The organism is Arthrobacter sp. NPDC093125 (genome assembly GCF_044754225.1).
In the GTDB taxonomy this organism is placed as follows: Bacteria; Actinomycetota; Actinomycetes; order Actinomycetales; family Micrococcaceae; genus Arthrobacter.
Window position 1 is genome coordinate 239,110 of the sequence record NZ_JBIVOQ010000004.1, and the last position, 24,246, is coordinate 263,355.

17 protein-coding genes are annotated in these 24,246 nt (G+C 67.3%); 12 read left to right on the forward strand and 5 right to left on the reverse strand.

Annotated elements, in window-relative coordinates; translation table 11 throughout:
• Nucleotides 1-200: 200 nt before the first annotated feature.
• From ACIP9X_RS10775 to ACIP9X_RS10785, 3 genes are read left to right on the forward strand one after another with little or no spacing between them, the layout of a single operon-like run.
• Complete coding sequence (locus ACIP9X_RS10775; RefSeq protein WP_400479725.1) at nt 201-1,676, forward strand: MFS transporter; 1,476 nt, start codon at nt 201-203, stop codon at nt 1,674-1,676.
• 1 nt (nt 1,677) lies between these two features.
• The gene (locus tag ACIP9X_RS10780) at nt 1,678-3,921 is read left to right on the forward strand and encodes a molybdopterin oxidoreductase family protein (RefSeq protein ID WP_400479726.1); all 2,244 of its coding nucleotides are present in this window, start codon (nt 1,678-1,680) and stop codon (nt 3,919-3,921) included.
• Nucleotides 3,918-5,474 carry an FAD-dependent oxidoreductase gene (locus tag ACIP9X_RS10785; protein WP_400479727.1) on the forward strand — a complete coding sequence of 519 codons (1,557 nt, stop codon included), beginning with the start codon at nt 3,918-3,920 and terminating at the stop codon, nt 5,472-5,474. The genes ACIP9X_RS10780 and ACIP9X_RS10785 overlap by 4 nt, the downstream gene beginning before the upstream one ends.
• Nucleotides 5,475-5,478: 4 nt before the next feature.
• On the opposite strand, the gene ACIP9X_RS10790 is transcribed toward ACIP9X_RS10785, so the two are convergent.
• Nucleotides 5,479-5,910, reverse strand: a complete 432-nt coding sequence (locus tag ACIP9X_RS10790) for a universal stress protein (protein ID WP_400479728.1) — start codon at nt 5,908-5,910, stop codon at nt 5,479-5,481.
• Between the two features lie 230 nt (nt 5,911-6,140).
• Here ACIP9X_RS10790 and ACIP9X_RS10795 point away from each other — a divergent pair, with 230 nt between their 5' ends.
• Nucleotides 6,141-7,634 (forward strand): alanine/glycine:cation symporter family protein, encoded by a 1,494-nt coding sequence (locus ACIP9X_RS10795; RefSeq protein WP_400479729.1) that lies wholly within the window; start codon nt 6,141-6,143, stop codon nt 7,632-7,634.
• Here the strand turns inward: ACIP9X_RS10795 and ACIP9X_RS10800 are convergent.
• A complete protein-coding gene (locus tag ACIP9X_RS10800; protein ID WP_400479730.1) occupies nt 7,585-9,000 on the reverse strand; it encodes an NAD(P)H-quinone dehydrogenase in 1,416 nt (471 codons plus the stop codon). The two genes, ACIP9X_RS10795 and ACIP9X_RS10800, sit on opposite strands and share 50 nt — an antisense overlap.
• Before the next feature lie 128 nt (nt 9,001-9,128).
• Here ACIP9X_RS10800 and ACIP9X_RS10805 point away from each other — a divergent pair, with 128 nt between their 5' ends.
• Both ACIP9X_RS10805 and ACIP9X_RS10810 read left to right on the forward strand, forming a co-directional pair.
• Nucleotides 9,129-9,947 carry a purine-nucleoside phosphorylase gene (locus ACIP9X_RS10805; RefSeq protein ID WP_400479731.1) on the forward strand — a complete coding sequence of 273 codons (819 nt, stop codon included), beginning with the start codon at nt 9,129-9,131 and terminating at the stop codon, nt 9,945-9,947.
• Nucleotides 9,948-9,992: 45 nt separating this feature from the next.
• The gene (locus tag ACIP9X_RS10810; RefSeq protein WP_400479732.1) at nt 9,993-11,750 is read left to right on the forward strand and encodes a phospho-sugar mutase; all 1,758 of its coding nucleotides are present in this window, start codon (nt 9,993-9,995) and stop codon (nt 11,748-11,750) included.
• Between the two features lie 9 nt (nt 11,751-11,759).
• On the opposite strand, the gene nirD is transcribed toward ACIP9X_RS10810, so the two are convergent.
• Nucleotides 11,760-12,125, reverse strand: a complete 366-nt coding sequence (gene nirD, locus ACIP9X_RS10815) for a nitrite reductase small subunit NirD (RefSeq protein WP_400479733.1) — start codon at nt 12,123-12,125, stop codon at nt 11,760-11,762.
• A 293-nt stretch (nt 12,126-12,418) separates the two neighbouring features.
• On the opposite strand from nirD, the gene nirB reads away from it, so the two are divergent.
• From nirB to ACIP9X_RS10845, 6 genes are all read left to right on the forward strand, one after another.
• Entirely contained in the window at nt 12,419-15,064 is a 2,646-nt protein-coding gene (nirB, locus tag ACIP9X_RS10820) for a nitrite reductase large subunit NirB (RefSeq protein ID WP_400479734.1), read from the forward strand.
• Between the two features lie 2 nt (nt 15,065-15,066).
• Nucleotides 15,067-16,101 (forward strand): uroporphyrinogen-III C-methyltransferase, encoded by a 1,035-nt coding sequence (gene cobA, locus ACIP9X_RS10825; RefSeq protein ID WP_400479735.1) that lies wholly within the window; start codon nt 15,067-15,069, stop codon nt 16,099-16,101.
• Between the two features lie 5 nt (nt 16,102-16,106).
• Entirely contained in the window at nt 16,107-17,282 is a 1,176-nt protein-coding gene (locus tag ACIP9X_RS10830) for a uroporphyrinogen-III synthase (RefSeq protein WP_400479736.1), read from the forward strand.
• A gap of 174 nt (nt 17,283-17,456) precedes the next feature.
• Nucleotides 17,457-18,308: an FAD-dependent oxidoreductase gene (locus ACIP9X_RS10835; RefSeq protein ID WP_400479737.1), complete on the forward strand. Its 852-nt coding sequence runs from the start codon at nt 17,457-17,459 to the stop codon at nt 18,306-18,308.
• Between the two features lie 108 nt (nt 18,309-18,416).
• Nucleotides 18,417-19,157 (forward strand): deoxyribose-phosphate aldolase, encoded by a 741-nt coding sequence (deoC, locus tag ACIP9X_RS10840; protein WP_400479738.1) that lies wholly within the window; start codon nt 18,417-18,419, stop codon nt 19,155-19,157.
• A 51-nt stretch (nt 19,158-19,208) separates the two neighbouring features.
• On the forward strand, nt 19,209-19,442 hold the full coding sequence (locus ACIP9X_RS10845; protein WP_400479739.1) for a hypothetical protein: 234 nt from the start codon (nt 19,209-19,211) through the stop codon (nt 19,440-19,442).
• Nucleotides 19,443-19,531: 89 nt separating this feature from the next.
• Here ACIP9X_RS10845 and ACIP9X_RS10850 read toward each other — a convergent pair whose 3' ends face one another.
• Entirely contained in the window at nt 19,532-20,353 is an 822-nt protein-coding gene (locus ACIP9X_RS10850; RefSeq protein WP_400479883.1) for a metal-dependent hydrolase, read from the reverse strand.
• Between the two features lie 7 nt (nt 20,354-20,360).
• Nucleotides 20,361-24,026 carry a transcription-repair coupling factor gene (mfd, locus tag ACIP9X_RS10855; RefSeq protein WP_400479740.1) on the reverse strand — a complete coding sequence of 1,222 codons (3,666 nt, stop codon included), beginning with the start codon at nt 24,024-24,026 and terminating at the stop codon, nt 20,361-20,363.
• Nucleotides 24,027-24,246 lie beyond the last annotated feature (220 nt).

Genomic DNA, 24,246 nt, shown 5'->3' on the forward strand with positions numbered 1-24,246 from the left:
TTCCCGCGGTCCAGCAAACGGACATTTAGTCCACTATGCGGACGATCTGGATCGTCTCACGATGAGGGCTCCGCCCACAGCCTAACTCCCCTTCCTGCCCGCCGATAGGCAAATGTCACAGCACGTTAACAAAGGGCGACTGTCCTCGAAACGCGGCCTCCCTAGTTTGGAAGTACACCAAATCCCCAAGGAGGTACACCGTGACTGCTGACAGCACCGCAGAATCCGGCGCCGGCAATTCCCTCGACCTTGCCGCCGAGCCGAAGCCCGGGAGCGGCTCCGCTCCCCTCAATGCGAAGACCGCTTCAGCCACCGCCACCGATGCTCCCGCCCTTGAAGTCCGCCCCGGCCGCTGGATTGCGAACTGGGACGCCGAGAACAAGCACCAGTGGGAAACGGCGGGCCGGTCCATTGCGCGCAGGAACCTCAACTGGTCCATCTTCGCCGAATTCCTGGGCTTCGTCGTCTGGCAGCTGTGGTCGATTGTCGTGGTCCAGCTCCCCGCGGCAGGCTTCACCTTCAGCACCTCCGAAATTTTCTGGCTGATCTCCATGCCGAGCCTCGTGGGCGCAACCCTCCGCATCCCCTACACCTTCATGGTTCCGAGGTTCGGTGGCCGCAACTGGACCATCGTCTCGGCGCTGCTCCTCCTCATTCCCTCCACCGGGCTCGCACTGTGTGTCTCCAACCCGGACACTCCGTTCGGCGTCATGCTCCTGGTCGCGGCCCTGGCCGGCTTCGGCGGCGGCAACTTCGCCAGCTCGATGGCCAACATCACGTTCTTCTACCCCGCCCGCGAAAAGGGCTGGGCGCTGGGCCTGAACGCAGCTGGCGGAAACCTCGGTGCCGCCGTCGCCCAGCTGGCCGTTCCGATCGTCATCACGCTGCTGGCCGCCGGCACCGTGAACCTGCCGATGGCCGGCTGGATGTGGGTCCCGTTCATCCTGATCGCGGCATTTGGCGCCTTCAAGTACATGGACAACCTGACGAGTGCCAAGGGTGACGTGGCGGGCTCCGTTGCCGCCCTGAAAGAACCGCACCTGTGGATCATGGCCCTGCTGTACATCGGCACCTTCGGTTCCTTCATCGGCTTCGCCGGCGTCTTCCCCAAGCTCATCAAGGACTACTTCCCCGCCTTCTCCTCCATCGGAGTCGGCACGGTGGCCCTCTCACTGGCCTTCCTCGGCCCGCTGGTCGGCTCCCTGGCCCGCCCGTACGGCGGACGCATGGCCGACCGCATGGGCGGGGCACGCATGACTGTGGCCGCCTTCGCTTCCATGGCCGTGATCACCCTGACCATGATCTGGACGCTGCCGCTGAAGAGCTTCTGGCTCTTCCTGGTCCTGTTCCTGATGCTCTTCACCGCCAGCGGCTTCGGAAACGGCGCCACCTACCGCATGATCCCGGTCATCTTCGCCACGTCCAGCCGGGCAGCCCGTTCAGGTGCCAGCTCGGTCCACACCCAGCGGCTGGCCTCCGCGGCCCTGGGACTCATCTCCGCCATCGGCGCCTACGGCGGGTTCGTCATCCCGCAGGTGCTGAACGCCTCCAACACGGCCAGCGGCTCCTACACGTCAGCGTTCTACGGCTTCGTCGGAGCCTACGTCCTGATGCTGTCCGTCTGCTGGTTCTGCTACATCCGCAATGCCAACCGAAACGCGATGGGACACGTCTAACATGACCAAAAGCGCCGAAACGCACTGCCCTTACTGCGCCCTGCAGTGCGCCATGACGCTGAAGTCCCCGGCGGCCCCGGCCGCAACAGGAGTGACCCCGGCCACCCGGCCGGGGTCAGACCCCGTGCCGGCCCCTGGCGCCAACATCGGGCCGGCCCTTGAGGTGAGTGGACGCGACTTCCCCACGAACCGCGGCGGTCTGTGCCGCAAGGGCTGGACCTCGGCGTCGCTGCTGCAGCACCCCGGCCGGGTCACCGAACCCATGCTCAAAGGGCCCGACGGCGTCTTCCGCCCCATCTCCTGGGACGATGCCCTGGCGCGCGTCACCGAAGCCGTCAAGGACACCCGCGCAAAGTACGGGGCCGACGCCGTCGGCGTTTTCGGAGGCGGCGGCCTCACCAACGAAAAGGCCTACCAGCTGGGTAAATTCGCCCGCCTCGCGCTGGGCACGTCCCGCATCGACTACAACGGCAGGTTCTGCATGTCCTCGGCGGCTGCCGCCGGCATCCGCGCCTTCGGCCTGGACCGCGGGCTGCCGTTCCCGCTCGAAGCCCTGGACACCGCCAGCACCATCCTGATGCTCGGATCCAATGTCGCCGAGACCATGCCGCCGTTCGTCCAGCACCTGCAGGGCGTCCGCGACGCCGGCGGCCTCATCGTGGTGGACCCGCGGCGTTCTGCCACGGCGGCCTTCACCTCCGACGGCGGCGGGCTCCACCTCCAGCCCCTGCCCGGCACGGACCTCACCCTCCTGCTCGGCCTGTCCCACGTGGTTATCCATGAGGGCCTCGTGGACACCGACTACGTCGCGGCCCGCACCAGCGGCTACGAAGCCGTTGCCCGCAGCGTCAACGCCTTCTGGCCGGAGCGGGTCCAGTCCCTCACCGGCGTTCCCGCCGATCTCATCCGCGAAACGGCCCGCCGGCTCGCCAGCGGCGCCCGCCGCGGCGGCAGCTACATCCTCACCGGACGCGGCGTGGAACAGCACGTGGACGGCACAGACACCGCCACCGCAGCCATCAACCTCAGCCTGCTGCTGGGGCTGCCGGGCACCGCGCGCAGCGGCTACGGCACCCTCACCGGCCAGGGCAACGGCCAGGGCGGCCGGGAACACGGCCAGAAGGCCGACCAGCTCCCCGGGTACCGCAAAATCACCGACCCTGCCGCACGGGCACACATGGCGAAGGTCTGGAACGTACCCGAGTCACTCATCCCGGGACCCGGACTGCCGGCCGTGCAGCTGCTCAGGTCACTGGGAAAGCCCGACGGCGTCCGCTGCCTTTTCGTGCACGCCTCCAACATCGTGGTCGCCTCGCCGGACGCCAACGCCGTCGTCCAAGGGCTACGCAGCCTGGACTTCCTGGTGGTCTGCGACTTCTTCATGTCCGAGACCGCGGCAGAGGCTGACCTCGTCCTGCCGGTCCTCCAGTGGGCTGAGGAAGAAGGCACGCTGACCAACCTCGAAGGCCGCGTCCTCCGCCGCCGCAAGGCGGTCAGTCCGCCCGCCGGCGCCCGCAGCGAGCTGTGGATCATGGCCCGGCTCGCCGAAGCCCTGGACGCACCCTCCACCTACAGCGACGACCCCGAGACGGTCTTCGAGGAACTCCGCCTCGCCTCCGCCGGCGGCGCGGCCGACTACTCCGGCATCGATTACGCTCTGCTGGACAGGGGCGAGGCCGCGTACTGGCCCTATCCCGCGGGCAGCACCGGAACGCCGCGGCTGTTCCTGGACGCCTTTGCGCATCCCGGCGGCAAGGCGGTCCTGACCCCGGTGGCGCCCCGCCGCCGTCGTACTCCGGCAGCAAACCCCGGCCGGGACGCCGGCAGGGACGCCGCAGCCCCTGCCGCCACACCGATGACCCTCATCACCGGCCGGCTGCTGGAGCACTACCAGTCCGGCGCCCAGACCCGGCGTGTGTCCGAACTCCTCGCCTCCCAGCCCGAAGCCAGGATGCAGATCCACCCGGGCGCCGCTGAGGCTATGGGCATCACGGACGGTGCCCAGGTCTCGGTGGCGAATGAGCTCGGTGAAGTAGTCTGCCGGGCCGAGCTCAGCACGGCCATCCGTCCCGAAACCGTGTTCCTGCCGTTCCACTTCCCGGAACTGGAAAGCGCCAACCGGCTTACGGAAGCGGCCACGGATCCCATCTCCGGGATGCCGGAATTCAAATTCAACAGGGTATGGGTCCGGCTGGCTGCGAACGTACCAAACACCAGTCTTCTTCAGACATCGGAGGCCTCATGAGCGAGCAGATTGTAATTGTCGGATTCGGTCCGGTCGCGGCCCGGCTGGTTGACGAACTGCTACCGGCACTGCGCGCCGGACAGGTGGGACTGACCGTCATCGGCCAGGAAGCCGAAGCCGCCTACAACCGCGTTCTCGTGGCCGATCTTGGCGTCGGCCGCACCACGCCGGAGGCCCTGGCCCTCGCCGACGCCGCAGCCCTGGTGGCTGACGGCGTGGACGTCCGGCTCGGCGTGAAGGTCCGGCGCGTGGACCGCGCACGGCAGAACGTCCTGCTCTCCGACGGCACCTCCGCCCACTACGACCGGCTGGTCTTCGCCACCGGTTCCCGGCCCGTCATTCCCAACCTCACCGGACTGAACCCGGACCCCGCCGCGCCGGTCCTTCCGCCGGGCGTCACCGCACTCCGCGACCTCCGCGACGCCGAGGTGCTGCGCCAGGCTGTCGCGGGCCGCAAGCGCGTGGTGGTGCTGGGCGGCGGCGTGCTGGGCCTCGAGACCGCCCTCGCAGCGGCTGAAGAAGGCGCCACCGTCACGGTGGTCCACAACGGACCCCACCCGCTCGGGCGGAACATCGACCGCGGCGGCGGAGCGGTGCTCGCTGCCAGCCTGCGCAACTGCGGGGTCCGGGTGGCCGGCAACGCCCGCTCCACGGGCGTTGAGCACAACGCCCCCGACGGCGGGTTCTCGGCTTTGCTGCTCGATGACGGTTCCGCGATCGACGGCGACCTCCTGGTGCTCTCCTGCGGCGTCCGGCCGCGGACGGAACTCGCCGAGGGCTGCGGCCTCTCTACCGGCACGGGCATCCTCGTCGACCACCGGCTGCGGGCGCACCATGAGCCGCACATCTTCGCCATCGGCGACTGCGCCGAGGTCCGCTGCCCGGAACCGGACTGCATCGAATGCCGCACGGCGCGCGGGCCGTCGGGACTGGTGGGTCCTGGATGGCGGCAGGCCGAATGGCTCGCTGAGTACCTGCTGCTGTTGGCCGAGGGAGCGGACGCGGATGCCCTGCCGGTACTCCCCCAGGAGAAGCCGGGCGTGATCGTGCTCAAGGCCCGCGGCATGAACATGGCCGTTGCCGGTGACAGTTCCGCGGAGCCCTGGGATGAGGAAGTCCTCACCGCCGGGGCCGTGAGCGGCAGGCCGCGGCTGCAGATCGCGCAGTGGGCCGACCCCGAGCACGGACGCTACGTGAAGATGACCACCCGCGGCGGCGTACTGGAAGGGCTGGTCAGCGTCGGAATGCCCCGCACCGCCGGAGAGCTGGTGCAACTCTTCGAACGCGGGGCCGAACTGCCCGCGGACAGGTCCCTGCTGCTGCGCCTCGACGGGCCTGACCAGCTGGCCTCATCCGCAGCGTCCAACGACCCGGAAAGCACCGTCTGCCGCTGCGCAGGGGTCAGCGGCGGCAAGATAGCCGACGCCGTGACAGACGGCTGCTCCACCGTTGCCGAGGTCTCCTCGGCAACACGCGCGGGCACCGGCTGCGGCGGCTGCCACGAGGACATCAAAGGGCTCATCGAAAAACACTTTCAGGCGGCTGCCGCCTAATAGCTCACCACTCTTCGTCTGTCTTCGCCACGTAGACGTCGCAGGGGGCGTTGTGCGCGACGCTGTTGGCGACGCTTCCCAGGACCCGGCCGAGGCCCCGCATACGCCGGTTGCCCACCACGATCATTCGCGCACCATGCGTCTCGGCCTGCCGGATCAAAGCCTGGGCGGGCGTGCCGCGGACAGCGAAATAGGAGACGTTCACATTGCCTGACCTCAGGCTGCGGGCGACGTCTCGTGCCACCCTTTCAGCTGTATCCGCGTCACCAACCACAAGTTGATCGCTGCCGCTTCCGACGACCATGGTGCGGTCCTTCTCGAACGCGCTGACCACGTGAAGTTCGGCATCAAGGGCAATGGCCAGGTCGCGCGCAGACCCCGCTGCCTTTCTCGCCGTGGCACTGCCGTCAACACCGACAACGATGATTCCGCCCATTTTCTGCTCCTCCAGGCTTTGCCGCTCACTCGATCGCTACATCCTACTGTAACTTCGTCTGACAATCAGCAACATAGTGGACATGGCGGAGATCACATGGTTAGCTTCTTCGCGGAGATCATTGACTGACAATCGGACAACCGCGTCCAATGGAGGCCCAGCGCCGGACGAACAAGAGGACGCCACTCCAAAGAGACTGACGTCTCTTCACTTTGACGGAGCATCAGCACATGGAAATTCTCGGCAGCATTTACGAACTCATCTGGAATCCCCTGGTCTACGTTGCGCTCGGCACCGGGCTGGCGTTCAGCATCGCGACACGTGCCGTGCAGATCCGGCACCTTCCCGAAATGATCCGGTGCCTCTTTGCACGAGCCAGCTCGGACACCGGCACCTCCTCCTTCCAGGCGTTCGCCATGGCCCTGGGAGGACGCGTCGGGGTGGGAAACATTGCCGGTGTGGCCACGGCCATCGCCTTCGGCGGGCCCGGCGCCCTCTTCTGGATGATCGCCACGGCCGTCATCACGGCTTCCAGCGCCTTCGTCGAGGCCACGCTCGGACAGATCTATAAAGTGAAGGCCGAAGGTGAGTTCCGCGGCGGCATTCCCTGGTACATCGAGAAAGGCCTCGGTCTCAAATGGCTCGCCGCCACCGTCGCCGTCGTGGCGGTGCTGTGCTACTCGCTGCTGATCCCTGGAGTGCAGTCCTCGACCATCGTGACTTCGCTCGACACGGCTTTCGGCATCCCGACGTGGATCTCCGGCCTGATTCTGGTTGCCCTTACCGGCTTCGTCGTCTTCGGCGGCACCCGCCGCATCGCGGCCTTCGCCGAAAAGGTTGTCCCCGCGATGGCGGCCGTCTACATCCTTCTTGCCGTCGTCGTCCTGATCTTCAACTTCCAGGCCATTCCTGAGGTCATCCGGCTGGTCCTGGCGTCAGCGTTCGGTGTTGATGCCGTCTTTGGTGGCCTGATCGGTGCGGCAGTCTCCTGGGGCGTCCGCCGCTCCCTGTACTCGAACGTCGCGGGTGTCGGCGAGGGTGGCTTCGCCGGCGCGGCCGCGTCGGTCTCCCACCCCGTGAAGCAGGGCCTGGTCCAGTCGTTTTCCGTGTACATCGACACCGTGATGGTCTGCACAGCGACCGGCGTGATGATCCTGACCACCGGCGCCTACAACGTGCTGCCCCAGGGCCGGGGTCCACTCGTGGAGAACCTGCCGGGAGTGGAAGCGGGCGCAGAGTTCACGCAGCGGGCCGTCGACACAATCCTTCCCGGATCCAACATCGGCGGAGGCATTATCGCCGTCGCGATTTTCTTCTTTGCCTTCACGTCCATCCTGTCGTACTTCTACTACGGCGTGACGAACATTGTTTACCTCACCGGCACCTCGCGCGGAAAACTGGCACTTATAGTGAAGGCCGTGATCCTGCTGTCGGTTTACTTCGGCACCGTGCAGAGCACCGAAGCCGTGTGGGCGCTCGGTGACATCGGGTACGGCCTGATGGCATGGTTCAACATGGTGGCCATCGCCTTCCTCTGCCCGGTGGCTGTCCGCGCGCTGCGCGACTATGAACGCCAGAAGAAGCAGGGACTCGACCCCGTGTTCGACCCCTCAGCTGCCGGCATCAAAGGCGCTTCCTTCTGGGAGTCCCCCGCCGCTCCCAGGAGGAAGGCCGCTACATATGAACGTGAAGGCGGCGTGCTGCTTCGGAGATCGAACCGCTGAGGGACGGGTAGACCGTGAAGGTGCTGGCGACGTCGTCGACGTGCAGCTTCTGCTTCACCGCGATGGAAATGGCGAAGATCAGCTCGGAGGCGTTGGGTCCTACCACCACACCGCCGATCACGGTGCCCGACCCCTTGCGGGCGAAGATCTTGACGAAGCCATCCTTGACGTTGCGCATCTTGGCGCGGGCATTGCTCTTCAGGGAGAGCTTGATGATGTCGCCCTGATACTTGCCCGACTCGATCTCCGCTTCCGAAACGCCCACCGAGGCGATCTCGGGCGAGGTGAAGATGTTAGAGGCCACCTGGTGCAGCTTGATCGGGGTGACACTGTCGCCGATGATGTGCGCAATGGCGATGCGGCCCTGCATGGCGGCGACGGAGGCCAGCGCGAGGACGCCGGTGCAGTCGCCTGCCGCATAGATGTTCGGTGCGGTGGTGCGCGAGACGCCGTCGACCTTGATGTGTCCGCTCTCGGTAAGTGCAACGCCTGCCTCTTCAAGGCCGATCCCGGCAGTGTTGGGGATGGACCCGACGCAGACCAGGCAGTGGCTGCCGGTGACCTTGGAACCGTCACCGAGGGTTACCACGACGCCGTCGCCGGTGCGCTCCACCGTCTCGGCGCGCGACCGGGACAGGACTGTCACGCCGCGGCGCTCGAAGACCTCTTCCAACACCTCGGCGGCGTCGGTGTCGGAGCCGGGAAGCACCCGGTCGCGGCTGGAGATCAGCGTGACCTTCGAGCCCAGGCCGTTGTAGGCGGAGGCGAACTCGGCGCCGGTCACACCGGAACCCACCACGATGAGCTCTTCCGGCAGCTCGTCCAGGTTGTATATCTGCGCCCAGTTGAGGATCCGCTCACCGTCGGGCCTCGCGGTCGGCAGCTCGCGGGGGTGCGCGCCGACGGTCAGCAGGATGGCGTCCGCTTCGATAGTTTCCGTGCCCTCGGCCGTCAGGACCTCGATGGTCTGGTTGTCCAGCAGCTTGCCTGAGCCGGCCAGGATGCGGACGTTCTGGTGTTCCAGGCCGGCCTGGATGTCGCGGGACTGCTGGCGTGCGAGGCCCAGCAGGCGGTCATTGATGTGCTTGAGGTCGGCGCGCATCACCGGCACGAAGTCGCCGCCGTCGACGTCGAACTTCACGCCCAGGTCCCCCGCCTCACCGACGCGGGTCATCAGGTCCGACGTCGCGATCAGCGTCTTGGACGGCACGACGTCGGTCAGCACGGCGGATCCGCCGAGGCCGGCGCGCTCGATGATGGTGACCTTCGCCCCCAGGGAGGCGGCAACCATGGCGGCTTCGTACCCGCCCGGGCCTCCGCCGAGGATTGCGATTCGGGGTGCGCTGAAATCAGGATGCATAGTCACAATCAACCATTCTCCCGCAAAGCCTGCCGCACCACCAACAACCCCGGCTGCCGCCCCCATGGCAGGACCCCGGTCTTCCTGCCGTATTTCTGCTGCGCAGGCGTCCCGCCGCACGATAGCTTGTACCAGTGAGTAATACAGAATTCCTGACCATCGATCCCTTCGAGGCAGCCCGCACCGCCGCCGACTACATCGCAGCGGAGACCGGTGTCGAATCGCACGACATCGCCCTGGTGCTCGGCTCCGGCTGGGGCGAGGCCGCCAACCTGATCGGCGAGACCACGGCCACGTTGCTGGCCTCCGAAGTGCCGGGTTTCTCGCCTCCTGCCGTGGAAGGCCACGTGGGCACCATCCGTTCGGTGCTGACCAGGGAAGGAAAGCGCGCGCTGGTCCTTGGGGCCCGCACGCACTACTACGAGGGCAAGGGCGTCCGCGCCGTGGTGCACGGTGTGCGGACAGCTGCGGCCGCCGGCTGCAGCACCCTCGTGGTCACCAACGGCTGCGGCGGACTGAACGAAAACTGGGCGCCCGGGACGCCGGTCCTGATCAAGGACCACATCAACCTCACCGCCACCTCACCGCTGGAAGGCGCCACATTCGTGGACCTGACCGACTTGTACTCCGCCCGGATCCGCAGCATCGCCCGTGAGGTGGACGCTTCGCTCGATGAAGGCGTCTACGCGCAGTTCACCGGCCCGCACTACGAAACCCCCGCTGAGGTGCAGTACGCCAAGCGCATTGGCGCCGAGCTTGTGGGCATGTCCACCGCACTGGAAGCCATCGCAGCGCGACACGCCGGCATGGAGGTCTTCGGCATCTCGCTCGTGACCAACCTCGCGGCAGGCATCAGCCCGGTCCCGCTCAGTCACGAGGAGGTACTGGAGGCCGGGCACGCCGCCGCGCCGCGCATCTCCAAGCTGCTCGCGGAAATCATCGCCCGGCTCTGATCCTGCCCGTCCGCCGCCGCCCGCTTTGACGATAGTTTGGTACCTATGACGTCTTCCGATGCCGACTTCCAGCTGCATGCCGACTCCCAGCTGCTCAGGGCCGCCCGCTCCTGGGCGGACATGGACCCGGATCCCGCCACGTCCTCGGCCCTGAACGAACTTATTGCGCTCGCGGAGGCCGGCACGCCGGCAGCCCGCCAGCAGCTGCAGGACAGCTTCAGCGGACCGCTGCAGTTCGGCACCGCCGGGCTCCGTGCGGTCCTCGGCCCCGGGCCCAACCGGATGAACCGCGTGGTTGTCCGCCGGGCAGCGGCCGGCTTCGCACGGTTCCTGGCCGACGCCGTCGGGAAGACCTCACCCGGAACCCGGCCACGCGCCGTCGTTGGCTTTGACGCCCGCTACAACTCCGACATCTTCGCCCGCGAGTCCGCCGCCATCTTCACCGCAGCGGGCTTCGAGACGTTCCTGATGCCGGCGGCACTGCCCACCCCGCTGCTGGCGTATGCCGTGCGGGCGCTCGAGTGCGACGGCGGAGTGATGGTCACAGCCAGCCACAACCCGCCGCAGGACAACGGCTACAAGGTGTATCTTGGCCGCCATGCGGTGGATGAAAGCGGCCGCGGCGCCCAGATCGTAGCGCCCTACGATGCCCTGATCGCTGCCGAGATTGACAAGGTGGGGCCGCTTGATTCCATCGGGCTGGCCGAGGACGGCTGGACGGTGCTGGAGCCGGGCATCACCGCGGAGTACGAGGCCGCCGTCGCGGGACTTGCCAACGAGGGGCTTTTCCCGGCCCGGGATCTCAAGATCGTCCTCACGCCCATGCACGGGGTGGGCGGAGACACCGCCGTGGCCGTTCTGAAATCCGCAGGCTTCACCGACGTCACGCTGGTTAGCGAGCAGGCGGTGCCGGACCCGGACTTTCCCACGGTCAGCTTCCCCAACCCGGAGGAACCCGGCGCCCTCGATCTCGCCCTCGCGGCGGCCGGTGAGGCCGGCGCGGACATCGTCCTGGCGAATGACCCCGACGCCGACCGCGCCGCCGTCGCCGCCAAGGACCCGGACACTGGTGCCTGGCGCATGCTGCGCGGCGACGAAGTGGGTGCCCTGCTGGGCGCCCATGTGGTGGCCCGGCTCGCCGCTGCCAACGAAGAAACCCACGACGGCGTGTTCGCCAATTCGATTGTTTCCTCACGGCTGCTGTCCCGCATCGCAGCCGCTGCCGGGTATGCGCACGAGGAAACCCTGACAGGGTTCAAGTGGATCTCGCGCGTGCCGGGCCTCCTGTATGGGTACGAGGAGGCGCTCGGCTATTGCGTGGCCCCGGACCTGGTCCGCGACAAGGACGGCATATCGGCAGCCGTCCTGATCGCCGAACTTGCCGCGGCCGCGAAGGCGGACGGCAAGACGATCTTCGACCCCCTGGATGAGCTGTACCTGGTTCACGGGCTGCACGCGAGCGACCAGCTGAGCATACGGGTGGCGGACCTTGGCCTGCTGGACGCCATGATGAACCGGCTCCGCGTCAGCCCCCCGGAGTCCTTCGGCGGTTCCGCGGTGGAGTCATTCATCGATCTCGCCGAAGGCAGCGCTGACCTGCCCCCGACGGACGGACTCCTCTACGTCACCCGCGACCTGACCCGCGTGATCATCCGACCAAGCGGCACGGAGCCCAAGCTCAAATGCTACCTCGAGGTCATCCGCAGCGTTGGTTCGGCAGCGGAACTGCCGGACGCGCGGACAGCCGCCCGTGCCGCGCTGGACCAGGTCCTGAGTGACGTCCGCGAGGCGCTGGGGCTCTAAAGCCGGGCTTTACAGCTCAATCTCGATGTAGCCCTCGTCGACGCGGGTGGTGAAGGTGGGAAGGCGCAGCCCCGGGTTCCCGAAGCACTCACCCGTCTCAAGGTCGTAGACCTCCTTGTGAAGGGGCGAGGCAATGGTGGGGCGGGCGCCGCGGGATCCGAGGATGCCGCGTGCCATGACCATGGCGCCTGTTGCCGGGTCTTCCTGGGCGACCGCGAAAACCTCACCGGCCGCAGTACGGAACAATGCCACCTGGCGGCCGGCGACGAGTGCTGCTTCGCCCCAGGCGGGTTCGAGTTCATTCACGGCGCAGACCCGGTGCCAGCCGGTGGCGTACCCGGTAGTCAGATCCTCAAGTTCCAGTGTTGCCGTCATGTCGGCTCCTCTCCCTGTGCCTGCTGTCCGGCGGAAGGCCGGTTTCCGCGAGGCGTCTTTCGCCTGCTTCAGCCGCCGGTGCGGCGGTATATTCAACCTAGATTCCGGGTGTTTCAAAGTCGTGCAGTCATTGTGTCCGGAACGTAAAAGACACCTCACCTGACCCGAAACGTGTTCGTGATGCAGAAGTTAAGTTCACGAAACAAAGGGGAAACTGAAGCGAAACTGCCCCTGCCTAGTCTGGATGGACAAGCTGCAGAGCACCGTCTGCGGCCCATGCGAAAGGCCCCTAAGTGACCGGACAGACTTCAAGCACAGAGACACCGCGCCGCATCGTCGTCGCCGGCGGCGGCCCGGCTGCCCACCGTTTTGCAGACGCAATGCATGCCCGTGGCCTCGAAGGCTGGCAAGTAACCGTACTTACGGAAGAAGCGCACCTGCCCTACGACCGGGTCGCCCTGAGCAAGGCCCTCACGGACAGCGACGTTGACCTCACGCTCGGCGCCGCGGCCATGTGGGACCACGAAGCCCTCACACTTAAGACCGGCGAGCGCGTGGTGAAGATCGACATCGCCGCCAAGGCCGTTGAGACCGCTGCCGGCAACCGCTTTGAATACGACGAGCTCGTCGTGGCCACCGGCTCCGACGCCGCCAGGCTCCCCATTCCCGGCGCCGAGCACGTGCATGTCTACCGCACGCTCGAAGACGTCTGGGCAATCAACAAGTCCATCGCCGAGCTCACCGGGAAGCTCGGCCGCAAGATCAACGCCGTCACCATCGGTGGCGGCCTGCTGGGTCTGGAATCAGCAGCCGGCACCGAGCAGCTCGGAGCCACCCCGGTGGTCATCAACGGCGCACCGTGGCTCATGAACACCCAGCTCGATGAGGGCGCCGGCCAGGCATTGGGCCGCCTGATCGAATCCAAGGGCTTCGAGGTCCACGGCGGCGTGTTCCCGTCAGAGATCCTCGCGGACGACGACGGCCAGGTCACCGGCGTGCTGATGGCCGACGGCCGCACCATCCCGGCTGACCTTGTCATTGTGGCCATCGGCGTGAAGCCCCGTGATGAACTCTTCCGCGCCGCCGAGGGCGAGGAGTCCCTGTTTGATCTTGGCCCCCGCGGCGGCGTAGTCATCAACGATGACTGCTCCACCCAGGTACCGGGCATCTGGGCCATCGGTGAAGTCGCGAACTTCGGTGGCATGTGCCTGGGCCTGGTAGCCCCGGCCAACACCATGGCCGAAATCGTGGCAGACCGCCTGCACGGCGGTGAGGCAACGTTCCCCGGCTTCGACACCGCCACGAAGCTGAAGCTGTCGGGCGTTGACGTGGCCAGCTTTGGTGACGCGTTCGCCAAGACCGATCACGCCCTCGAAATCGTCTACGCAGACCCCGCCCGCGGCGTTTACCAGAAGATCGTCACCACCGACGATGCCAAGACCCTGCTCGGCGGCATCTTCGTCGGCGACGCCACCCCGTACACCAGCCTCCGCCCGCTCCTGGGCCGCGAGCTTCCGGCCGAGCCGGGTGCCTACCTCACCGCCGCCGGCGGCGGCGACGCCCCAGAAACCGACCTCCCGGACGACGCCATCCTGTGTTCCTGCAACAACGTGTCCGCCGGAACCATCCGCGACACCGTCAACGGCTGCGGGGCCTGCGACGGCAACGCCCCCGTCCAGGAACTCGGCGAGCTCAAGGGCTGCACCCGCGCCGGCACCAGCTGCGGTTCGTGCGTGCCGATGCTGAAGAAGCTGCTCGAGACCGAACTGACGAAGTCCGGCGTCGAGGTCTCCAAGGCCCTCTGTGAGCACATCGAACTGTCCCGCCAGGAACTGTTCGACGCCATCCGCGTCCTGGAACTGACGTCCTTCGAAGAAATCATGGCCAAGTACGGCACGGGCGCAGGCTGCGACATCTGCAAGCCGACCATCGCCAACATCCTGGCCAGCCAGAACAGCGCCTACGTCCTGGACGCCGGCCGCGGCACCCTGCAGGACACCAACGACCGCGCCTTGGCCAACATGCAGAAGGACGGAACTTACTCGGTGGTCCCCCGCATCGCCGGCGGCGAGATCACCCCCAAGAAGCTCGGCGTCATCGCCGCCGTGGCCGAGAAGTACAACCTCTACACCAAGATCACCGGCGGCCAGCGCATCGACATGTTCGGCGCCCGGCTGGAGCAGCTGCCGGAAATCTGGAAGGAACTGGTAGACGCCGGATTCGAATCCGGCCAGGCCTACGGCAAGAGCCTCCGTACAGTGAAGTCCTGCGTCGGCTCCACCTGGTGCCGCTTCGGCGTCCAGGACTCGGTGGCCATGGCCATCCAGCTGGAACTGCGCTACCGCGGACTTCGCAGCCCGCACAAGCTCAAGATGGGCGTCTCCGGCTGTGCCCGCGAATGCGCCGAGGCCCGCGGCAAGGACGTCGGCGTAATCGCCACCGCGGACGGCTGGAACCTGTACGTCGGCGGCAACGGCGGTGCCACGCCGGCCCACGCCCAGCTGCTGGCCAAGGACCTTGATGACGAGACGCTGATCAGGTACATCGACCGTTACTTCATGTACTACATCCGCACAGCGGACCGCCTGCAGCGCACCGCGCGCTGGCAGGAGGAACTCGACGGCGGCATCAAGCACGTCGAGGATGTTGTAGTGAACGACACCCTTGGCATCGCCGAAGAGCTCGAGGCGGCCATGGCCAAGCACGTTGACACGTACGAGGACGAGTGGGCGGACACCCTGAAGGACCCCGAGCGCCTGCGCCGGTTCCGCTCCTTCGTGAACGCCCCCGACCAGAAGGACGATTCCATCACTTTCGTCCCCGACGAGCGCGGCCAGATGCGTCCTGCCACGGCTGAGGAAAAAGCACGTGCCAAAGAGGAACCAGTGCTGATCGGGGCATCCATCCCCATGAGGCCCCGCGATGAGAACGAGGTATAAGCATGCAGCTCAGCATTGATCTCACCGGCCGGGAAGTTCTGATCACAGGTTCGGACTCTGCTGCCCGCCAGGCGGTCCGCCGCTACGAGGCGGCCGGCGCGGTCGTCTACCGCCTCAGCACGCCGCACGGCGCCGGGCACGACGGCCCCCTGCCCGAGCGCCCGTTCCTCGTCGCCGCGGTCAACGACGGCCAGCCCGGGTGGGAGGGCCTGCTCGAGCGGTGCCGCGCAACCGGCATTCCCGTATCCGCAGAACCTGCCGCCGGACCCGCCGGACAGGTGACGCTGGTCGGCGGCGGCCCGGGCACCACCGAACTTCTGACCGTGGCGGCTGTCAACGCCCTGCGGGACGCCGACGTCGTCTTCTACGACCGGCTGGCCCCGTACCAGGAGCTCCCTTCCCTGACCTCAGCCGAGCTGGTGGATGTGGGCAAGAAGCCTGGCCACCACAAGGTCAGCCAGGGCGACATCGAAAAGCTCATGGTGGAAAGCGCCCTCGCCGGCAATAACGTGGTCCGCCTCAAGGGCGGGGACCCCTACGTCTTCGGCCGCGGCGGCGAGGAAGTCGCCTCCTGCGTGGCGGCCGGCGTTCCCGTCCGCGTGATCTCCGGAGTCACGAGTGCCATCTCGGTGCCGGCGGCTGCCGGGATCCCGGTGACGCACCGCGAGGTCAGCCACATGTTCACCGTGGTCTCCGGCCACGCACCGCTGACCGAGCAGGAACTCACGCACCTGGCCGGGCTGGGCGGCACTATCGTGGTCCTTATGGGAATCGGCACACTGCACCACCTCGCCGCCGGCCTCCGCCGCGCCGGCATGCGCGCGGACATGCCCATGGCCGTGGTGGAGCGCGGATACCGTCCAGGCCAGCGCACCACCATCGCGGAGCTTGGGACCATTGCCTCTGCCGCTGCCGGCTGCAGCAACCCCGCCGTCCTGGTGATCGGTGAGGTGGTGCGGGTGGCTGAAGCCAACCGCGGGCATGCCGAGGCCGCCGCCGATCTTGACCGCCTGGCGGCCTCCCTGCTGGAATCGTGAAGGTTATGACCGCTTTGAACACCATTGCTCCCCCAGCCACAGGCCCCGCCGGAATTGAACCGCAGGAAGCCGCTGCCCCGGAGGGCACCGAAGCTCCGCTCGAAGGTTTCCGGATCGGCGTCACCTCACACCGCCGCTCCCGGGACCTGATCGAGGCCCTCGAACGCCGCGGCGCCGAGGTGCTGCACGCCCCCGCGCTCAAGATCGCCCCGGTCAACGAGGACGTCAGCCTCATCGAGGACACCAAGGCGATCATCGCCGCCAAGCCGGACCTCTGCATCGCCACCACCGCCTACGGCATGCGCCGCTGGTGCGAAGCGGCGGACGCCTCCGGGATCGGGGAGGAGCTGCTCGACACCTTGGCTTCCTGCAGGATGTTCGTCCGGGGACCCAAAGCCCGAGGCGCAGTGCGCGCGGCCGGCCTGGCCGACGTCGGAATCAGCAGCGACGAAACCACCGCCACGCTCGTGGACATGCTGCTCCAGGAAGGCGTGCGCGGGAAGACTGTGGCCGTGCAGCTGCACGGGTACACGGACGTCCGCCAGTTGGAGCGTCTGCGGATGTCCGGCGCCACCGTCCTGACAGTCACCCCGTACCGCTGGGTGAAGCCCGACGGCGCGGACCGCCTCCCCCGCCTGATCGAGGCTGCCTGCAGCGGCAACCTCGACGTCCTGACTTTCACCAGCGCCCCGGCCGTGGATGCCATGTGGAGCACTGCGCATGAAATGGGCCTGTACAGGCAGCTGGTGGAATGCCTCAAGACCACGGTCACCACCGCCGTCGTGGGTCCTGTGACCGCCCAGCCGCTGCTCGACGCCGGGATCACTCCCCTGGTTCCGGAGCGTTTCCGGATGGGCGCGCTGATCCGCCTGGTGTGCGAACATCTGGCGCTGAACCACGTGCGCCGCCTCGAGACGCGCTCCGGAACCGTGGAACTGCGCGGCCGCTCGCTGCGGATCGACGGCGAACCAGTGGAGGTCGCGCCGGCTCCGCTGCTGCTCCTCCGCGCCCTCCTCGGTGCCGGCGGAGCTGTGCTGTCGCGGGAGTCTCTGGCGGAGCTTCTCGAGTTGCGCGGATCGGTGCATGCCCTGGACATGACGGTGAGCCGCCTGCGGTCCTCGCTGCCGGACGGGCGGCTTGTGGAGACTGTGGTCAAGCGCGGCTACCGGATCCGCGTCTAACACCCTGTTCTTGTCCGGATGCGGTGGCTTCTGTTACCGGGCGGTAAAGGGCAGCGAACACGCGGGGACAAATCGGCAACGGGCGGGAAACACCCCGGAAAAACCGGACACCTACGCTGGGTTCCATCATGAAGTTTCCGGCCGTTCCGCGGCCGCCAGCGAAAGGGCCAGCACATGTCCGCTCCGGCAACCTCCACCTCTTCTGCTCCCCGCATTGTCATCGCCGGCGCCGGCCCGGCCGCCCAGGCCCTCGTCCGGCAGTTGGACGGCGCCCGCTTCGCCGGCAGCATCACGGTCCTGAGCAACCGGGATGACGCACCGGAGGAATTGCTGGAGTTGGCCCTGCTCCCCCAGGTCTCCGTCCGCTTCGGCCAGCCGGCCAGCCACATCGACGCCCACAACCGCACCGTGGCCACAGCCGACGGCATGGAGTTTGCCTACGACGAGCTGGTGATTGCTACGGGATCCGCTCCTGTCGCGAACCCAGTGGAGGGCGCCGCCCAGTGCCTGAGCTACTCCACCATTGACGATGCCGCGCGGATTGCCGAAGCCGTCAGCGAAGTTACCAGGGTCTTGGGCAGGCGCCCGCTGGGAATCCTGGTGGGCAACGGCGCAGCCGCCGGCCAGGCGGAGGCGGTCCTGCGAGCCAGGGGCGTTCCTCCCATCCGCACCACGGCCCGCCCTGCCGCCGTCGTGCCCGGTAAGTCAGTTTCCGGCCTGATGGCTTCCGCGGTGATTTTCGAGGACGGCAGCAGCATGAGCGCCGACCTGGTAGTCCTCGCGGAGGAGCGGGTATCGCGGGACGATCTGGCTGCCACCGCCGGGCTGCCGACCGCCGCCACGGGAGGGATTGTTGTCAGCCAGGATTTCCGGACGTCAGTTCCCGGCATCTGGGCAATCGGCGACGCGGCAACCCTTGACGGCGTGAGGCTCGGACTGCTTGTGGCCTCCGGAGCCGCTGCGGGAGTCTGCGCTGCCGGGCTGATGGCAACGGTTCCCGACTACCGGCCGGCTGCCGCCGCATAGCCGCTGGTAGCCGCCAGGCAAGCGCTGCGGGCTGTGGCAAGATGGTCACTCAGGGAGCCGCGACACCCGCGGCGCGTGCGGCCTCCAAGGCCCGTGGAAAGGACCAGCATGAGCAACGAAGCCAGCCCGGGAGCGGGCACCGCAACGAGCCCCACAGGGAACCCTGCCGGCGCTGCACCGTCCACCATCGCGTCCTACATCGACCACACGCTGCTGAAGCCGGAAGCCAGCGAGGCCGAGATCCTCAAGGTATGTGCCGAGGCTGCGGAGTACAAGTTCAAGTCGGTCTGCGTGAACCCTGTCTGGGTGAAGACCGTCAAGAAGGCGCTCAAGGGCACCGGCGTGCTGACGTGCTCCGTGGTCGGGTTCCCGCTGGGAGCCACTCCCAGCGACGTCAAGGCGTTCGAGGCGCGCGGCGCTGTGCTGGACGGGGCGGACGAGGTGGACATGGTCATCAACATCGCCGATGCCCGCGCCTCGGACAAGGGCGCCCTCGTGGACGACATCAAGGCGGTAGCCGAGGCAGTCCACGGCGGCGAAGCGATCCTGAAGGTCATCATCGAGACCGCCCTGCTCAGTGATGACCAGAAAATCCTGGCGTGCGAGGCGGCGGTGGAGGCCGGAGCGGACTTCGTCAAGACGTCCACCGGATTCAACGGCGGAGGCGCAACGGCTGATGACATTGCCCTGATGCGGCGCACCGTGGGTCCGGCCCTGGGTGTGAAGGCGTCCGGCGGCGTGCGTTCGCTGGCTGATGCTCAGGCTATGATTGCTGCAGGTGCAACACGTATTGGTGCCAGCTCCGGAATTGCGATCGTCAAGGGCGAACAGGGTTCGTCCGGCTACTGATCCGCCGGCGGCAGCCACAGTTTGAGCCCCCCGGGGGCCGAGGAGGAATGAATGTCCAGCAAGATCGACGCGCAGGTTCAGACACCCCAGAACGAGAACAGCCTGGTCACCAGCGTTTTCCTGTTCGTAGTGATGATGGCCCTGTTCCTGGGAGCCATTTACTCGCTGACCTTCCTGACGCTGGACAACCCGTGGCCGATGGCTGTGTGCCTTGGCCTGTTCGCCCTCGCCTACTGGATCCCGCAGACCATCACGGGCCGCTCGGACTCCGCCGGCGAGCACTGAGCCTGCCGGCCACACCGAGCCGCTAACCGTTTTAAAGGGCTGCAGCCCCCGGAACGTCCCGGGGGCTGCAGCCCTTTTTTAGCCTCGTGTCAGGGCACGCCCGGCAGTGCGCCGGCGCGCCGCCCCAGGAGCGCAAGGGCGGCGGGATAGTGCGTGCCTGCCAGCGCCCAGGCCGCGAGGCTCATGCCCACCATGGCGTATGCGCTCACCGGGATGAGCACCAGCCACTCCCGCCGCGAGCCCGCCCGTCCAAGAAGCGGAATGGACAGGGCACCGTTCGGGCGCCACACGTTTTTCAGCACCGGCAGCCGCCGCAGCACCTTCGGCGGCTTGATGACCAGCGGCCACAGCAGCGGGACACCGCCTGTGGTGACGAGGTCCCCGACGATGTGGACCACGACGCCGATCAGCATGGACACCGGGAGCCAGGTCCACTGGTCGGGGGCGAACCACGTCACGAGCCCTGCCATGGCCAGGGCGAAGATCCAGTTGCTGATGAAGCCTGACTTGGGAAACAGCTTCAGCGCCTTGGCGGCGATGTTGATCATGAACATGCACAGCAGCCCGGCGCCCACGGACAGCAGGCCCCAGTCTGTCTGCAGCTGGATCTGGCCGGCCATCGCGGCGAGCACGACGAAGAACGCCGCCCCCAGGACGGAATGCGTGCCCTGGCGGTGCCCACCGCTGGCGTTCTCGATGCCCCGCGCAATGGCATTGGACAGCGGCGGCAGCGAGTGCGCGATGGTGCTCGAGCGGTGGTCCCAGTCGCATACCAAGGCGGTTCCCGCCGTCGCCATGCCGCCGATCAGCACTCCGGTGGCGTCCAGCGGATACCAGCCAAACGCGTAGGGCCCCGTCGAGACAACAGCCACCCACGCCGCGGCACCTGACGCGGCGTGGTGTCCTCCCATCACGGGGTCAGCCGCCCATTGCCGGTGCGGCAAGCGGGGCGTCGGAGAAGATGTTGCGGATCACTCCGTTGGCCCATTCCAGGATCTCTGCGTCCTGGAGGTCCCGGCCGCCGACTCTGGCTGTCTTCGGCTTCGGGATGAGCACGGCGTCCAAGGCAGGCTTGGACTGGGCGCCGGGATACATGCGGTTCAGCCGCATGGTCTTGGACTCCGGGAGCTGCGCGGGAGAGAACCTGATGAAGTTTCCCTGCAGGGCGACGTCGGACAGGCCGGCTTCGCGCGCGCCCACCCGGAACCGTGCAACCGCCACGAGGTTCTGCGCCGGCAGCGGCGGCTCGCCGTAGCGGTCCACGAGTTCTGCGAGGACCTCGTCGATCGCCTCGTTGGTGAGCGCAGCGGCCAGCTTGCGGTAAGCCTCCAGCCGGAGCCGCTCACCGGGAACGTAGTCGTGCGGCAGGTGGGCGTTGACCGGCAGCTCGATCTTCATTTCGGCGGCCTTTTCCTCGGCCTCGCCGCGGTAGTCCGCCACGGCTTCGCCCACCAGGCGGATGTAGAGGTCGAAGCCGACACCCTGGATGTGGCCGGACTGTTCGCCGCCGAGCAGGTTGCCCGCGCCGCGGATTTCCAGGTCCTTCATGGCCAGCTGCATGCCCGCGCCGAGCTCGTTGTGGGTGGCTACGGCCTTGAGCCGCTCCAGGGCCACTTCACCCAGGGGCTTCTCGGAGGGATACAGGAAGTAGGCATAGGCCCGCTCGCGTCCGCGTCCCACACGGCCGCGGAGCTGGTGCAGCTGTGACAGGCCGTACTTGTCCGCGCCGTCCACGATCAGGGTGTTGGCGTTGGAGATGTCCAGGCCGGTCTCGATGATGGTGGTGCACACGAGCACGTCGAAGCGCCGCTCCCAGAAGTCCACGATGATCTGCTCCAGGCGGTTCTCGGACATCCTGCCGTGGGCCACCTCCACCCGCGCCTCAGGGACGAGTTCCCGGATCTTGGCTGCCGTGCGCTCGATGGTGGAGACGCGGTTGTGCACAAGGAAGACCTGGCCCTCACGCATCAGTTCGCGGCGGATCGCCGCGGAGGTCTGCTTGTCCGTGTACGGCCCCACGTATGTCAGGACCGGGTGCCGCTCTTCCGGGGGCGTGGCCAGGGTGGAGGTTTCGCGGATGCCGGTCAGGGACATTTCCAGCGTACGGGGAATAGGAGTGGCGCTCATGGCGAGGACGTCCACGTTGGTGCGCATCTTCTTGAGCGCTTCCTTGTGTTCCACGCCAAAGCGCTGCTCCTCGTCCACAATCACGAGTCCCAGGTCCTTGAAGCCAAAGTCCTTCGAGAGGAGCCTGTGGGTGCCGATGACAACATCCACGGTCCCGTTCTTCACGCCCTCCGCTGTTTCCTTGGCCTCCTTCAAGCTTTGGAAGCGGGACAGCGGCTTCACACTGAGCGGGAAGCCGGAGAACCGCTCGGTGAAGGTCTCGTAGTGCTGCTGCGCCAGCAGGGTGGTGGGCACGAGGACGGCCACCTGCTTGCCGTCCTGCACGGCCTTGAACGCTGCACGGACGGCGATTTCCGTCTTGCCGTAACCGACGTCGCCGGAGACCAGCCGGTCCATGGGGATTTCCCGCTCCATGTCCGCTTTGACCTCGTTGATCGTGGTCAGCTGGTCCGGGGTCTCGACGTACGGGAAGGCTTCCTCCAGTTCGCGCTGCCACGGGCTGTCGGGGCCGAAGGCATGCCCGCGGGAGGCCATCCGCGCGGAGTACAGCCGGATGAGTTCGCCGGCGATCTCCTTAACGGCCTTGCGGGCCTTGGATTTGGTGCTGGCCCAGTCGGCGCCGCCCATCTTGCTGAGGACCGGCGCATCACCGCCCACGTAGCGTGTTACCTGGTCCAGCTGGTCGGTGGGAACGAACAGCCTGTCACCGGGCGCCCCGCGCTTGGACGGCGCGTACTCCAGCACGAGGTACTCGCGCACGCCGTCCCCTCCCCCGGCGACCTTGCGCTGGATCAGTTCCACGAACCTGCCGATGCCGTGCTGTTCGTGCACCACATGGTCCCCGGCCAGCAGCTGCAGCGGGTCCACCGCGTTCCGCCGCTTGGACGGCATGCGGCGCATGTCCTTGGTGGAGGCCGCCGACGTCCGTCCGAGCAGATCCGCTTCCGTGAGCAGGCCAAGCTTCAGTCCGTCCAGGACGAAACCGCGTCCGACGGCGGCAGTGGTCACCTCGATGATGCCCGCCTGGGGCTCGTGGTCCAGCGACTCCACGCGTGCGCAGGGGATGTCGGCGTCGTGGAACAGCTCGGCAAGGCGCTGCGCCGGACCGGGGCCTTCCGTGGCCACCACGATCCGCCACTGGTCCCGCACATGGGAGCCAATGAAATCCATCATCTCCGCGACGTCGCCCTGGTAGCCGCGGGGCTCACGGGCGTGCAGGTTGAGCACGTCTATGTCCGTCAGCTCTTCGTCCGTTGCCAGTGAGGTGATGGACCACCAGGACACTCCATGCTCGAGGGCCGCGGAGCGGGTTTCGGTCAGTGACCGGAAACTGGCCGAATGGAGGGCCGCCGAGGCCCGGGAACCCAAAACTGTGTCCAGCGCCAGAGGCGCAGTGCCGCCGTCCGAGGCCGTCGACCAGGCTGCTTCCAGGAACTCCTCGTTGGTGGCTGCGAGATCGTGGGCGCGGGTGCGGACCTTTTCCGGTTCGATCACCACGGAGATGGATCCCGCGGGCAGCTGCTCCATGAAGGGCACCATGGCGTCAACGAGCACCGGCGCGAGCGACTCCATGCCTTCCACGGCGATGCCACCGGCGATCTTCTCCAGCATGTCTGCCGCTGCCGGAAGCTGCGATTTAAGGGTTGCTGCCCGGGACATCACCGACGGCGTGATGAGGACTTCACGGCACGGCGGCGCATGCAGCTCCGTGGGGTGGTGAAGCCCGGGCGAGGACAGCGAGCGCTGGTCGGCGACGGCGAACCAGCGCATCTGGTCCACTTCGTCGCCGAAGAACTCCACCCGGATGGGGTGGTCTTCGGTGGGTGGGAAGACGTCCAGGATGCCGCCGCGGACGGCAAACTCGCCTCGGTGCGTCACCATGTCCACCCGGGCGTAGGCGGCGTCGGCGAGGCTGCGGATCACATCGTTGAAGGGCGCGTCCTGGCCCACCTTCAACGTGACCGGTACAAGCTCGCCCAGGCCGGCCACAATCGGCTGGACCACGGCGCGCACCGGAGCCACCACCACCCGCAGGGGTCCCGCCGTCGTGGTCTCCGGATGCGCCAGCCGGCGCAGCACCGAGAGCCGCCGCCCCACGGTGTCCGAACGCGGCGACAGCCGCTCGTGCGGCAAAGTCTCCCAGCTCGGGAACTCCGCCACGGCGTCGGCGGGCAGGTAGGCGCGCAACGCGGCGGCGAGATCCTCGGCCTCACGGCCGGTGGCCGTCACGGCGAGCACAATGCCCGGACCGCCGTCGGCGTTCTCCAGCCCTTCCGCCATTTCCGCCAGCAGCACCGCGCGCAGGCCAGCGGGGGCGCTGATCTGGTAGTCCTCGCTGCGGACGCCGAAGCTCCGGGACGCCTCCGCCTGCACGCGGGCAAAAGTCTTGTCTGCGGCAAGGGCGCGTCGCAGGCCGCTAAGGGACTGGCCTTTGCTGGGCTGGCCGGTGGGGCTCATGGCTGGATCTCCTGGAGGATTCACGTCGAACTGGAGTATTCACGGGGAACACAGGCAACACGAAAACCCGGAATTCGCGAGAATGCCGGGTGGTCCCAGCCTACCCCTGCCCAGGGCCGGGGTGCATGTCCGTACCCTGTGCCGGGGCGCAGGCGGGCCCGGCTGCGCGCGGCCGTTGCTAAGCTTGCTTACCAGGTGATGTTGAGCCCAGCAAAGCCGC